The organism is Buttiauxella izardii (genome assembly GCF_003601925.1).
GTDB lineage: Bacteria > Pseudomonadota > Gammaproteobacteria > Enterobacterales > Enterobacteriaceae > Buttiauxella > Buttiauxella izardii.
Genome location: NZ_QZWH01000022.1, coordinates 96235 through 111226, shown reverse-complemented (window position 1 = coordinate 111226; position 14992 = coordinate 96235). Strand labels below are relative to the sequence as shown.

At 52.6% G+C, this 14992-nt stretch carries 9 protein-coding genes; 7 read left to right on the top strand and 2 right to left on the bottom strand.

Annotated features, from left to right (window positions below; translation table 11 throughout):
• Positions 1-16: 16 nt before the first annotated feature.
• Positions 17-862 (bottom strand): arabinose operon transcriptional regulator AraC, encoded by an 846-nt coding sequence (gene araC / locus D6029_RS11260; protein ID WP_120064844.1) that lies wholly within the window; start codon positions 860-862, stop codon positions 17-19.
• Between the two features lie 341 nt (positions 863-1203).
• Here araC and araB point away from each other — a divergent pair, with 341 nt between their 5' ends.
• From araB to rluA, 6 genes are all read left to right on the top strand, one after another.
• Positions 1204-2910 carry a ribulokinase gene (gene araB, locus D6029_RS11250; RefSeq protein WP_120064842.1) on the top strand — a complete coding sequence of 569 codons (1707 nt, stop codon included), beginning with the start codon at positions 1204-1206 and terminating at the stop codon, positions 2908-2910.
• A 10-nt stretch (positions 2911-2920) separates the two neighbouring features.
• Positions 2921-4423 (top strand): L-arabinose isomerase, encoded by a 1503-nt coding sequence (gene araA, locus D6029_RS11245; RefSeq protein WP_120064841.1) that lies wholly within the window; start codon positions 2921-2923, stop codon positions 4421-4423.
• Positions 4424-4529: 106 nt separating this feature from the next.
• On the top strand, positions 4530-5225 hold the full coding sequence (araD, locus tag D6029_RS11240; protein WP_120064840.1) for an L-ribulose-5-phosphate 4-epimerase: 696 nt from the start codon (positions 4530-4532) through the stop codon (positions 5223-5225).
• 75 nt (positions 5226-5300) lie between these two features.
• Positions 5301-7661 carry a DNA polymerase II gene (gene polB, locus D6029_RS11235; protein WP_120064839.1) on the top strand — a complete coding sequence of 787 codons (2361 nt, stop codon included), beginning with the start codon at positions 5301-5303 and terminating at the stop codon, positions 7659-7661.
• Between the two features lie 144 nt (positions 7662-7805).
• On the top strand, positions 7806-10712 hold the full coding sequence (rapA, locus tag D6029_RS11230) for an RNA polymerase-associated protein RapA (protein ID WP_120064838.1): 2907 nt from the start codon (positions 7806-7808) through the stop codon (positions 10710-10712).
• A 137-nt stretch (positions 10713-10849) separates the two neighbouring features.
• Complete coding sequence (gene rluA / locus D6029_RS11225) at positions 10850-11509, top strand: bifunctional tRNA pseudouridine(32) synthase/23S rRNA pseudouridine(746) synthase RluA (protein ID WP_120064837.1); 660 nt, start codon at positions 10850-10852, stop codon at positions 11507-11509.
• Positions 11510-11602: 93 nt separating this feature from the next.
• On the opposite strand, the gene djlA is transcribed toward rluA, so the two are convergent.
• Positions 11603-12412, bottom strand: a complete 810-nt coding sequence (gene djlA / locus D6029_RS11220; protein WP_120064836.1) for a co-chaperone DjlA — start codon at positions 12410-12412, stop codon at positions 11603-11605.
• Positions 12413-12595: 183 nt separating this feature from the next.
• Here djlA and lptD point away from each other — a divergent pair, with 183 nt between their 5' ends.
• Complete coding sequence (gene lptD, locus D6029_RS11215; protein WP_120064835.1) at positions 12596-14959, top strand: LPS assembly protein LptD; 2364 nt, start codon at positions 12596-12598, stop codon at positions 14957-14959.
• The last annotated feature ends 33 nt before the right edge of the window (positions 14960-14992 follow it).

Genomic DNA, 14992 nt, shown 5'->3' with positions numbered 1-14992 from the left:
AGATAAATAGTAGTACCTACTCGCAGCCCGCGCGGAACTCACTCGGGCTGGCACCGGTGCACTTCTTGAAAACCCTGGAAAAATAGAGCTGGTCTTCAAACCCCACGTTGCGCCCAACGCTGGCGATCGGCATCCGCGTGGTGCTCAATAACAGTTTTGCCTGGAGAATGCGTTGGTCTTCACGCCAGCTCAAAACGCTGACGCCAAGCTGCTGGCGAAACAGATGCGACAAGCGCGAAGGCGATAAACAGACATGCTGCGCGACACTGGCAATATCAAACTGGTTATCGGCCAGATGATCGCTGATGTACTGGCAGGCATCGCGCACACGGTTGTCGAGCGGCGGGTTGAGCGAGGCGTTTAATACTTCCATGCGCCGTAATAAAAGCTGCTCTAACAGATTGATTGCCAACAATTCTGCATAACGCCCTTCCGCCTGACCTGCCTCAATAATCTGCCCAAACAGCTGAGAAAAGTTTTGCTGGTGCGCGTCATCCGGACGGAAAAAACCCGTGTGGGCGAAGATCGGATCCCAGTTCAGCCACTCTTGCCAGTAAGCTCGCGGGCGGAAGTAAACCCACTGGTGATACCACTCTTTGCTGTCTGGCGAACGCCCGTAGTGATGCACTTCACCCGGCGGAAATAACAGAATATCCCCAGGACGGCAGATGTAGTTTTTCCCCTGATTGTTGATCACCCCTTCTCCGCGCACCGTTAAATTGAGGATGTAGCCTTTCATCCCAAGCGGCCTGTCGATGAAAAAATCCAGCGGACCTTCGGCCTCGATGGGCGTTAATCCGGCAACCAGATGGGCATTAAATGAATACCCTGGTAACAGGGGATCGTTTTGCAACTCAGGCATCAGCAAGCTCGCTATTCAGTTGGTACATCAGGAACAATTTGTCCATATCCACGTCATTCATCATCAGAACGCTATCGTCGAAACAATAAACAGCCCTGATTTCATCATAAAGCCGCAATTTACCTGCACCTATGCTTTTCACCTGACATTGGTAAGGTTTCAGTGAGATAACCAAAGTGTTTATAAAAGTAGCAGAAATGTCCACATCGATTATTTGCGGGGCGTCACACTTCTCAACGGCACAGCAATTTTCTCCATAACTACAGCGAATACGACCTGACGGTTTTCCGGCATAAAAACTAATGTCATTTCCATAGATAACCAGGTCAGGGAGTTAAAAAATGTCGATTGCGCTGGGCCTCGATTTTGGCAGTGATTCAGTTCGCGCTTTAGCCGTTGATTGCGAAAACGGTGCGGAACTGGCCACGAGTGTGGAATGGTATCCGCGCTGGCAAGAAGGCCAATATTGTGACGCCCCAAACAACCAGTTTCGCCATCATCCTCGCGATTACATTGAATCTATGGAACGTGCGGTAAAAACGGTTCTCGCCGAACTGACGGCTGAACAACGCGCCCGAGTTTGTGGCATTGGCGTCGACAGCACCGGCTCCACTCCCGCCCCGATTGACGCCAACGGCAACGTCCTCGCGCTCAATCCAGAATTTGCCGACAACCCGAATGCCATGTTCGTGTTGTGGAAAGATCACACCGCCGTCGAAGAAGCCGAAGCCATTACGCGCCTGTGCCATACGCCTGGGAAAAGCGATTATTCCCGCTACATTGGCGGCATTTATTCCAGCGAATGGTTCTGGGCAAAAATCCTGCATGTGACTCGCGCCGATCCCAAAGTGGCGCAGGCAGCTGCATCGTGGATTGAGCTGTGTGACTGGGTTCCCGCGCTGCTTTCTGGCACCACTCGTCCGCAAGATATCCGCCGTGGCCGTTGCAGCGCCGGGCATAAATCCCTGTGGCATGAAAGCTGGGGCGGCCTGCCTCCGGCCAGTTTCTTTGATGAGCTGGATCCGGTGATTAACCAGAATCTGGCTTACCCAATGTTTACCGAAACCTGGACGGCAGACATTCCGGTGGGGAATCTGTCTGCCGAATGGTCTGAACGCCTTGGCCTACCACAAAGCGTGGTGATTTCTGGCGGCGCGTTCGACTGCCATATGGGCGCGGTGGGTGCAGGGGCGCAACCCAACACGCTGGTGAAAGTCATCGGCACGTCGACCTGCGATATTTTGATTGCCGACAAACCGACCGTCGGCGAGCGCGCGGTAAAAGGCATTTGTGGGCAAGTCGACGGCAGCGTCGTGCCCGATTTTATCGGCCTCGAAGCCGGGCAATCGGCCTTTGGCGATATCTACGCCTGGTTTGGACGCGTACTGGGCTGGCCGCTGGAACAACTCGCGCAACAGCACCCGGAACTGCGCGAACAAATCAACGCCAGCAAAAAACAATTGCTGCCCGCACTGACCGAAGCCTGGGCAAAAAATCCTTCTCTTGAACATCTCCCGGTGGTGCTCGACTGGTTTAACGGCCGCCGCACACCGAATGCGAACCAACGCTTGAAAGGCGTGATCACCGACTTGAACCTGGCTACCGATGCACCTGCGTTGTTCGGCGGGCTGATTGCCGCCACCGCCTTTGGTGCGCGCGCGATTATGGAATGTTTTACCGAACAAGGGATCCCAGTCACCAACGTGATGGCGCTCGGCGGCATTGCGCGTAAATCGCCAGTGATTATGCAGGTGTGCTGCGATGTACTGAATCGCCCGTTACAGATTGTGGCATCCGATCAGTGCTGCGCATTAGGTGCGGCCATTTTTGCGGCGGTTGCCGCAGGAAAACACCCAAATATTTCAACGGCGCAGCAAGCGATGGCGAGCCAAATCGAAAGCACTTTGCAACCAATTTCTCAACGCGCCGAGCGCTTCGAGCAGCTTTACCGCCGTTACCAGCAATGGGCGGTTAGCGCGGAACAACATTATCTCCCTTCAGCCCCTGCCGCGACCTCTCGCGCAGCCCAGGCCACAGTGACCCATTAAGGACAAAACGATGAACATTTTTGAACAATATGAAGTGTGGTTTGTAATCGGCAGCCAGCATCTGTACGGCGCAGAAACGCTGCGCCAGGTGAATCAACATGCCGAGCAGGTGGTGAACGCACTCAATAAAGAAGCCAAACTGCCGTGCAAACTGGTGCTGAAACCGCTGGGAACCACGCCGGACGAAATCACCGCGATTTGCCGCGATGCCAGCTATAACGACAAATGTGCCGGGATGGTGGTGTGGCTGCACACCTTCTCGCCAGCCAAAATGTGGATCAACGGCCTGAGCATCCTGACCAAACCACTGCTGCAATTCCACACGCAATTTAATGCGCAGATCCCGTGGGGCAGCATTGATATGGACTTTATGAACCTGAACCAGACCGCGCACGGCGGCCGCGAGTTCGGTTTCATCGGCGCACGTATGCGCCAGCAACACACCGTTGTGACCGGGCACTGGCAAGATCCGCAAGCGCATCAGCGCATTGGTTCATGGATGCGCCAGGCGGTGTCTAAACAAGATACCCGTCAGCTGAAAGTGGTGCGTTTCGGCGACAACATGCGTGAAGTGGCGGTGACTGATGGCGATAAAGTCGCTGCGCAGATGAAGTTTGGTTTTGCGGTAAACACTTACGCCGTGGGCGATCTGGTGCAAGTGGTTAACGCCGTGAGCGATGGCGACGTGAATGCGCTGATCGACGAATACGAGAGCAGCTATCGCCTGACCGCCGCCGCGCAGATTAATGGCGATAAGCGCCAGAACGTGATTGATGCCGCGCGGATCGAACTGGGAATGAAGCAGTTCCTTGAGCAAGGCGGATTTAATGCTTTCACCACTACATTTGAAGACCTGCACGGCCTGAAACAACTTCCGGGTCTGGCAGTGCAACGCCTGATGCAGCAAGGCTACGGCTTTGCGGGCGAAGGCGACTGGAAAACCGCCGCCCTGCTGCGCATTATGAAGGTGATGTCGACGGGCCTTACGGGCGGCACCTCCTTTATGGAGGATTACACCTACCACTTCGAGAACGGCAACGACATGGTGCTTGGCTCCCACATGCTGGAAGTTTGCCCATCGATCGCCATAGCCGAGAAACCGATTCTGGATGTGCAACATCTGGGGATTGGCGGCAAAGACGATCCTGCGCGTTTGATCTTCTCAACCCAAACCGGCCCAGCACTTAATGCGAGTCTTATCGATCTGGGCGATCGTTTCCGCCTGCTGGTGAACTGCGTCGATACCGTCGAAGCACCGCATCAATTGCCAAAACTGCCGGTCGCCAATGCCTTGTGGAAAGCCCAACCGGATCTGCCAACCGCATCCGAAGCGTGGATTCTGGCAGGCGGCGCGCACCACACGGTGTTTAGCCAGTCCCTGAACCTTGACGATATGCGCCTGTTCAGCGAACTGCACGGCATTGAATTAACAGTGATTGATAACGACACCCGCCTGCCTGCGTTTAAAGATTCTCTTCGCTGGAACGAGGTTTATTACAGCTTTAAACGTTAATTCGGAGAAAGCGGTGGATGACGCTTGCGCTTATCCACCCTACAACGGCTTTCGTAGGTCGGATAAGCGCAAGCGCCATCCGACGTTAATTTGAGCGAGGTTTTATATGTTAGAAGATCTCAAACGCCAGGTGCTGGAAGCCAATCTCGCGCTGCCGAAACATAACCTGGTGACGCTCACCTGGGGCAACGTCAGCGCCGTCGATCGCGAGCGCGGTGTGCTGATCATCAAACCGTCGGGCGTCGATTACAGCGTGATGACGGCGGAAGATATGGTGGTGGTGAGCCTGGAAACCGGCGAAGTGGTGGAAGGCAATAAAAAACCGTCTTCCGATACGCCAACGCACCGCTTGCTGTACCTGCAATTCCCGCATATCGGCGGCATCGTTCACACCCATTCGCGCCACGCGACAATTTGGGCACAAGCCGGGAAATCGATCCCTGCAACCGGAACCACTCACGCAGACTACTTCTACGGCCCCATCCCTTGCACCCGCAAAATGACCGATGAAGAGATCAATGGCGATTACGAATGGCAAACTGGCGAAGTAATTGTGAAAACTTTTGCTGAACGTGGAATCGACGCCGCACAAATGCCCGGTGTACTGGTGCATTCCCACGGCCCCTTCGCCTGGGGAAAAGATCCGGTCGATGCGGTACACAATGCCATTGTGTTAGAAGAAGTGGCCTATATGGGCATATTCTGCCGCCAACTTTCGCCTGAATTACCGGATATGCAACAGACGCTGTTGGATAAACATTATTTGCGTAAACATGGTGCGAAGGCTTATTACGGGCAGTAAACACTGTACATAAAAGCAGTAAACCTGCATGAAGTGGTCTATAATCAGACCACTTTTCTTTTATGAGAATGCAGCGTGTCACAAGCTCGTCAGGGTTTCTTACTCACGCGTCACTGGCGAGATACCCCGCTCGGAACTGAAGTTGAATTTTGGCTGGCAACAGACGATGGCCCGATTAAGGTGCGTCTGCCGCGCCAGGAATCCGTCGCGTTTATACCGCAGTCACAACAGGCCGAAGCTGCACGTCTGCTGGCCGGCGAAAGCCAGTATCGCCTCACGCCATTGCCGCTCAAAGATTTCCATCGCCAGCCCGTTTGCGGCCTTTATTGCCGTCAGCATCGCCAACTTATGCGGATTGAAAAGCTGCTGCGTGATGGCGGTATTAAGGTTTACGAAGCCGATATTCGCCCACCAGAGCGCTTTTTAATGGAGCGCTTTATTACCGCCCCGGTGTGGTTTAGCGGCGAGCAGCGCAACAACTTGATGGTTGAAACGAAGCTGAAACCCGCGCCGGATTACCGCCCGCCGTTGAAATGGGTATCGCTGGATATCGAAACCACTCGCCATGGCGAACTGTATTGCATCGGCCTCGAAGGTTGCGGGCAGCGCATCGTTTATATGCTTGGCCCGGAAAATGGCGATGCCCGCGGGCTGGATTTTACGCTGGAATATGTTGCCAGCCGTCCTTTGCTTATCGAAAAACTGAATCAGTGGTTTGCTGAACACGATCCCGATGTGTTGATTGGCTGGAACGTGGTGCAGTTCGACCTGCGCGTGCTGCAAAAAATGGCCGAACGCTATCAGGTGCCGCTGCGGCTGGGACGTGAAAACAGTCTGCTGGAATGGCGCGAGCACGGTTTCAAAAAGGGTGTTTTCTTTGCGCAGGCGGCGGGGCGCGTGATCATCGATGGCATCGAAGCACTGCGATCTGCATTCTGGAATTTCTCATCTTTCTCGCTGGAATCTGTTTCTCAGGAACTGCTTGGAGAAGGCAAATCCATCGATAATCCGTGGCAGCGTATGGACGAAATTGACCGCCGTTTTGCCGAAGATAAACCCGCATTAGCGAAATACAATCTGAAAGACTGCGAGCTGGTGACGCGAATTTTCCACAAAACCGAGCTGATGCCGTTTCTGCTTGAGCGCGCGACAGTCAACGGTTTGCCACTGGATAAACACGGTGGTTCTGTTGCCGCATTTGGGCACCTTTATATTCCGCGTATGCATCGTGCCGGTTACGTAGCGCCGAATCTCGGAGAAGTGCCGCCGCAGGCGAGTCCTGGCGGATACGTGATGGACTCGCGTCCGGGATTGTATGACTCGGTGTTAGTTCTGGATTACAAAAGCCTTTATCCGTCGATTATCCGCACGTTTCTCATCGACCCGGTTGGGCTGGTCGAAGGAATGGCGCAGCCCAACGCTGAACATTCCGTTGAGGGTTTTCTGGGTGCGCATTTCTCAAGAACCACGCACTGTTTACCGGAGATCGTTGGGCAAATTTGGTCGGGTCGCGATGAAGCCAAACGACACGGTAATAAGCCGCTTTCGCAGGCGCTGAAGATCATTATGAATGCTTTTTATGGCGTGCTGGGCACCAGCGCGTGTCGTTTCTTTGATCCGCGCCTTGCTTCGTCGATCACTATGCGCGGGCATCAGATCATGCTGCAAACCAAAGCGTTGATCGAATCTCAGGGTTATGACGTGATTTATGGCGACACGGATTCCACTTTTGTCTGGCTCAAAAAGGCCCATTCAGAGGAAGATGCCGCACGCATCGGCAAGCAGTTGATGAACCATGTGAATGCGTGGTGGAAAACGCATTTGCAGGAGACTCAGCAACTCGACAGCAAGCTTGAACTGGAGTTTGAGTCGCATTTTTGTCGCTTCCTGATGCCGACGATTCGCGGCACCGTTGAAGGATCCAAAAAGCGGTATGCGGGAATGATCCAGGAAAATGACAAGCAACGCATGGTGTTTAAAGGGCTGGAAACCGTGCGCACGGATTGGACGCCGCTGGCTCAGGAGTTCCAGAAAACCCTTTATTTGCGCGTGTTCCGCAACGAGCCGTATCAGGATTACATCCGTGAAACTATCGCCAGCCTGATGGCGGGCGAACTTGATGATCAGCTGATTTACCGTAAACGCCTGCGCCGTCCGCTCAGTGAATATCAGAAAAACGTGCCGCCACATGTGCGTGCTGCACGTCTGGCTGATGAACATAATCAACGGCTTGGGCGTGCGCCGCAGTACCAGAACCGTGGAACCATTAAGTATGTGATTACCACCAACGGGCCAGAGCCGGTGGATTATCAGGAGTCGCCGCTGGATTACGATCATTACCTGACACGCCAGCTTCAACCTGTCGCTGAAGGAATTTTACCTTTCCTTGAGGATGACTTTGCTACACTGATGACAGGGCAATTAGGGCTATTTTGACGGTGACGAATCATTCGTGTTCCAGTACCATAGCGCCCTCTTAAATCATCCTTAAATCTACTTTTGAACTACCGCCCCCCTTTGCGCGCGGTCGTTTTACTATTGCCTGCAAATCTTAGTAACTGATAATAGAGCCGAAATCTTATGCCTTTTACACTTGGTCAACGTTGGATCAGCGATACCGAAAGCGAACTGGGACTGGGAACTGTGGTCGCTTTAGACCCACGAATGGTAACCCTGCTCTACCCTGCCACCGGTGAAAATCGTCTGTATTCCCGAAGTGACTCGCCTATCACGCGCGTGATGTTTAACCCGGGTGATACCGTCACCAGCCATGAAGGCTGGCAACTCAAAGTTGATGAAGTTAAAGAAGAAAACGGCTTACTTGCCTACATCGGTACCCGTCTTGATACCGAAGAAGCCGGTACGGTGCTGCGCGAAGTGTTCCTCGACAGCAAACTGGTGTTCAGCAAGCCGCAAGACCGCCTTTTTGCCGGGCAAATCGACCGCATGGATCGTTTCGCCCTGCGCTATCGTTCCCGCGTTTACCAGAGCGAACAGTATCGCCAACCGTGGAGCGGCCTGCGCGGTATGCGCACAAGCCTGATCCCGCACCAGCTGAATATCGCCCACGATGTCGGTCGTCGTCATGCGCCACGCGTGTTGCTGGCGGACGAAGTGGGTTTAGGTAAAACCATCGAAGCCGGGATGATTTTGCACCAGCAATTGCTGGCTGGCAGCGCTGAACGAGTGCTGATCGTGGTGCCGGAAACCCTGCAACACCAGTGGCTGGTTGAAATGCTGCGCCGCTTTAACCTGCGTTTCTCTCTGTTTGATGACGAGCGTTATGCCGAAGCCCAGCACGACAGCGATAACCCATTCGAAACAGAACAACTGGTTATCTGTTCGCTGGATTTCGTGCGCCGCAGCAAGCAACGCCTTGAGCACCTGTGCGAAGCCGAATGGGATTTGCTGGTGGTCGATGAAGCACACCATTTAGTGTGGAGCGAAAACGCGCCAAGCCGTGAATATCAGGCCATTGAACAACTTGCCGAGCATGTTCCGGGCATCCTGCTGTTGACCGCTACGCCTGAACAGCTGGGTATGGAAAGCCACTTCGCACGTTTGCGTTTGCTGGACCCGAGCCGTTTCCACGATTTCGAGCAATTTGTGGAAGAACAACAACATTACCGCCCGGTAGCTGATGCCGTTTCTTTATTACTGGCCGGCAATCACCTGAACAACGATCAGCTCAACATGCTCAGCGAACTGATTGGCGAGCAGGATATTGAGCCACTTCTGCAAACGGCAAACAGCAACCGCGAAGGCAGCGATGCGGCGCGTCAGGAACTGGTTTCCATGTTGATGGATCGCCACGGCACCAGCCGCGTGTTGTTCCGAAACACGCGTAATGGCGTTAAAGGTTTCCCGAAACGCGAGCTGCACACCATCCGTCTGCCACTGCCGATGCAGTATCAAACGGCGATTAAAGTGTCCGGCATTATGGCGGCGCGTAAATCTGTTGAAGAACGCGCGCGCGACATGCTGTATCCAGAACAGATTTATCAGGAATTTGAAGGCGATAGCGGCACCTGGTGGAACTTCGACCCGCGTGTTGAGTGGCTGATGGGCTATCTCACCAGCCATCGCTCGCAGAAGGTACTGGTGATTTGTGCGAAAGCCACCACCGCCTTGCAGCTTGAGCAAGTGCTGCGTGAACGCGAAGGTATTCGTGCTGCGGTGTTCCATGAGGGTATGTCGATTATCGAGCGTGACCGTGCTGCGGCCTGGTTTGCCGAAGAAGACACCGGTGCGCAAGTCTTGCTGTGTTCTGAAATTGGTTCCGAAGGCCGTAACTTCCAGTTCGCCAGCCAATTGGTAATGTTCGATTTGCCGTTTAACCCGGATTTGTTGGAACAACGTATTGGCCGTCTGGACCGTATCGGCCAGGCTCACGATATTCAGATTCACGTTCCTTACCTGGAAAAAACCGCGCAATCCGTGTTGGTGGATTGGTTCCACAAAGGTCTGGATGCTTTCGAGCATACTTGCCCAACCGGCCGCACGATTTACGACAGCGTTTATCCGCAACTGGTTGAGTATCTGGCCGCGCCGGAAAATACCGACGGTTTTGATGCACTGATCAAACAGTGCCGCGAACAGCACGATGCGCTCAAAATTCAGCTCGAACAGGGCCGTGACCGCCTGCTGGAAATCCACTCCAACGGCGGTGAAAAATCACAGGCGCTGGCTGAAGCGATTTCCGAGCAGGATAACGACACCAATCTGGTCAGTTTCGCGCTGAACTTGTTTGATATCGTCGGCATTAATCAGGATGACCGTGGCGACAACATGGTGGTGCTGACGCCTGGTGATCACATGCTGGTGCCTGATTTCCCTGGCCTGCCTGAAGATGGCTGCACCATTACGTTTGAGCGTGATGTGGCGTTGTCGCGTGAAGATGCGCAGTTCGTGACCTGGGAACACCCGATTATCCGTAATGGCCTGGATTTGATTCTTTCCAGTGACATCGGTAGTTGTGCGCTGTCTTTGTTGAAAAACAAAGCGCTGCCAGTGGGTACGCTGTTGCTTGAGCTGGTGTATGTGGTTGAAGCGAAAGCGCCAAAACAACTGCAACTTAACCGCTTCCTGCCGCCAACGCCGGTTCGTATGTTGGTCGACAAAAACGGCACTAACCTCGCCGCGCAAGTTGAGTTTGAAAGCTTTAACCGCCAGCTCAGCACGGTGAATCGCCATACCGGCAGCAAGCTGGTAAATGCGGTGCAGCAAGATGTCCACGCTATTTTGCAATTGGCCGAAGAGAAAGTGGAAGCCGCTGCGCAGGTGTTGATTAAAGCGGCGCGTGAAGAAGCGGATGAGAAGCTGAGTTCTGAGCTTTCCCGCCTCGAAGCGCTGAAAGCGGTGAACCCAAACATCCGTGATGACGAACTCGAAGCCATTGAAAGTAACCGTGAGCAAGTCATGGAAAGCCTCTCGCAGGCGAACTGGCGACTGGATGCGCTGCGTTTGATTGTGGTGACGCATCAGTAATTTCCAAACCGCTTTACTCAAATCATTCGAGTTGCAGCAAGGCGGCAAGAGAGAGAATCCCCAGGAGCTTACTAAAGTAAGTGACTGGGGTGAACGAAAGCAGCCAACGCCGCTGTAGCTTGAAGGATGCAGAGTAAATGATTATGGAACCCTACAACCCGCCAACCGATCCTTGGCTAATCGTCCTTTATCAGGATGAACACATCATGGTCGTCAACAAGCCTTCGGGCCTGCTGTCAGTCCCTGGCCGCCTGGATGAGCACAAAGACAGCGTGATGACGCGCATTCAGCGTGATTTCCCGCAGGCGGAATCGGTGCATCGTCTGGATATGGCGACCAGCGGCGTGATTGCCGTAGCGCTGACGAAAGCGGCAGAGCGAGAGCTGAAACGCCAGTTTCGTGAACGTGAGCCGAAGAAGCAGTATGTGGCGCGGATTTGGGGTCATCCACAACCGGAAGAAGGTCTGGTGGATTTACCACTGATTTGTGACTGGCCAAACCGGCCTAAACAGAAAGTGTGTTATGAAACCGGCAAAGCGGCGCAAACGGAATATCAGGTGCTGGAGTATGCGGCGGATAACACCGCCCGCGTGCTGCTAAAACCGATTACCGGGCGTTCGCATCAGTTACGTGTGCATATGCTGGCGATGGGTCATCCGATTTTAGGCGATCGTTTTTACGCATCACCCGAAGCGTTAACGATGGCGCCCCGTTTGCAGCTTCATGCGGAAATGCTGACGATTACTCACCCGGAGTATGGAACGCCGATGACGTTTCGCGCTCCGGCTGATTTCTAAATCCCCTCACCCCGACCCTCTCCCACAGGAGAGGGAGAAAACCGGACAATTCCCTCTCCTTTGGGGAGAGGGTTAGGGTGAGGGTCTCTTTTCTTACTTAAAACCTTTCGCCGTCTTAATCAGGTCATAGGCTTTCTGGATTTCCTGCGCCTTCTGCTTGGCCATTTCCATCATTTCTGGCGGTAGACCTTTGGCAACCAGTTTATCCGGGTGATGCTCGCTCATTAATTTGCGATACGCACGTTTAATAGCTGTGGCATCGTCACTACTTTTAACGCCTAACACGTTGCAGGCATCTTCAAGCGTTGGCCCACGTTGTTGCTGGAAACCGCCGCCCTGTGACTGATTGTATCCGCCACCAAACTGCTGGCCGCCTTCCATCATGCGCAAGAACTGGTCGAACTGCATGCGCGAAATGCCCAGCTCTTCGGCAATCACATACAGCACTTCTCGTTCGTTCGGATGCAAAGAACCATCGGCAAATGCGGCCTGAATCTGAATTTCAAGAAACATCCGAATCAGGTCAAAACGCCCGAAGCACACGCTTCTGAGCTGGCGCATTTTTTCACGCAGCGGGTAACCATTTTCTTTGCCCACACGGAATGCATGCTGTGCCGCGCTGCGTGCATCGCCGTGTAATTGCATGCGATCCATTAACAGCGAGGCTATCTGGATATCCGCTTCGGTCACGCGCCCTTTTGACTTGGTCAAATGGCCCATCACTTCAAATGTGGTGCTAAAAAAGAGTGACTGGCGCTGTTGTTGGTTAGAAAACCAGGATTGACGACGGCTACGCACCTTATCGATGGCATGACCAATCAGTAACCCAAATACCACACCCCAGAAGCCACCACCCATAATAAGTGCTATTGCGACACCGAGTACTTTTCCCCAATACTGCATATACTCCCCAAATCGTCATGCCGTCGGCTAGAATTTGCTTTATCATACCCGTCATTGATAGCGGTGCCTAACGGCAGACTGCTAAACGGACAGGATTAACACTAGCGCTGTGGTGATGAGTAAGTTAGTCTCTGACCGTTTGCCGACGCTAAGCCATTGATGATGGAACAACGAATAACACGTATGAAAAAACGTATTCCCACCTTGCTGGCCACTTTGATTGGCGCAGCGCTATATAGTCAACAAGGTATGGCTGCCGATCTTGCGTCGCAGTGTATGCTTGGTGTGCCAAGTTACAATCGCCCATTAATTGAAGGCGACACCAACAACCTGCCTGTCACTATAAATGCCGATCACGCAAAAGGAAATTATCCTGACGACGCGGTGTTCAGTGGCAATGTCGATATTCAGCAAGGCAATAGCCGCCTGCAATCCGACGAAGTCCTCCTACATCAGAAACAGGTCGAGGGTCAGCCTGATCCTGTTCGCACCGTTGATGCGGTTGGCAACGTTCATTACGACGATAATCAGGTCATTCTGAAAGGCCCAAAAGCCTGGTCGAATCTGAATACCAAAGATACCAACGTCTGGAAAGGTGACTACCAAATGGTAGACCGCCAGGGGCGTGGTACAGCCGATCTGATGAAACAGCGCGGGAATAATCGTTATACCATTCTGGAAAATGGCACATTTACTTCCTGCTTACCGGGTTCCAATACCTGGAGCGTTGTGGGGAGTGAAGTGATTCAGGATAGAGAAGAAGAACTCGCTGAAATCTGGAATGCTCGTTTTAAAATCGGGCCGGTTCCGGTGTTCTACAGTCCCTATTTGCAGTTACCGATTGGCGATAAACGCCGTTCAGGTTTCCTTATTCCCAATGCGAAATACAGTTCGAACAATGGTCTTGAGTTCAGTCTGCCGTATTACTGGAACATCGCACCGAACTTTGATGCCACTATCACTCCGCATTACATGGAAGAACGTGGCACACAGTGGCAGAACGAATTCCGTTATCTGACCAAAGCGGGTGCGGGTATCATGGAATTCGATTACCTGCTGTCAGATAAAGAATACAAAGACGACGTTGCTAAAAACCCAAGCGGTGATGAGCGACGTTGGTTGTTCTACTGGAATCATAGTGGCGTGATGGATCAGGTGTGGCGTTTTAATATCGACTACACCAAAGTCAGCGATCCCAATTATTTCAATGACTTCACTTCCCAATACGGTACCAGTACTGACGGCTACGCCACGCAGAAATTTAGCGTGGGTTACGCTGTAGAAAACTTTGACGCCACGCTTTCGACCAAACAGTTCCAGATATTTGATACCCAACGTAATAGTGGTGCAAATTCTTACAGCGCCCAACCCCAGTTGGATATGAACTATTATCAAAATGATGTCGGTCCGTTTGATACACGTGTTTATGGCCAGGCCGTTAAGTTTACTAACTTTAACAACAATATGCCTGAAGCGACGCGTCTGCACGTTGAGCCGGTTATTAGTCTGCCATTGTCCAACGGCTGGGCGAGCCTGAATACCGAAGCCAAATTTATGGCGACGCATTATCAGCAAGACAACCTCGAAAAATACGAAAAAAATGTCAACCCTAACAGCAAGTTAGAAGAAACCGTCAATCGCACCCTTCCGCAATTCAAAATGGACGGAAAGCTTATTTTCGACCGTTCGATGGATTCAGCGATGGGTTGGGAACAAACGCTGGAACCGCGCGTTCAGTATCTTTATGTACCGTACCGTGATCAAAGCAACATCAACAACTACGATTCGGCACTGTTACAATCTGACTACACTGGCTTGTTCCGCGATCGGACTTACGGTGGTCTTGACCGTATAGCCTCCGCCAATCAGGTGACAACCGGCCTCACCACTCGCATTTATGATGATGCGGCGGTTGAACGTTTTAATGCTTCTGTGGGTCAAATCTACTACTTCACTAAGTCTCGTACTGGTGATGAAAGTATCAATAGTGAAAAAGTCGACGAAACAGGTTCAGTGGTTTGGGCAGGCGACACCTATTGGCGTATGACTGACCGTTGGGGTTTACGTGGTGGGCTGCAATACGATACTCGTCTGGATAACGTAGCGACCGGTAACGGTGTTATCGAATATCGCAAAGATAACGATCGTTTAGTGCAATTTAACTACCGTTACGCAAGCCCTGAATACATTGGTGCGACCATCACGAACATTAACATCAATGCGCCACAGTATGAAAACGGCATCTCCCAGGTTGGGATGACCGCGAGTTGGCCTGTAGTTGACCGTTGGTCTGTGGTCGGTGCGTATTACTACGACACCAAGGCGCAGCAAACCGCTGACTCCATGCTGGCAGTGCAGTACAGCTCTTGCTGTTATGCGATTCGTGTAGGTTACGAGCGTAAAATTAACGGCTGGGAAAACAACGAAAGCAAATACGATAACGTAATTGGCTTTAACATCGAGTTACGTGGCCTGAGTTCCAACTACGGCCTGGGCACTCAGCAGATGTTGCGTTCTAACATTCTGCCTTATCAGAGCTCGATGTAATTCACTTTGACTAGAAATCGCAGTCCGCTTTGC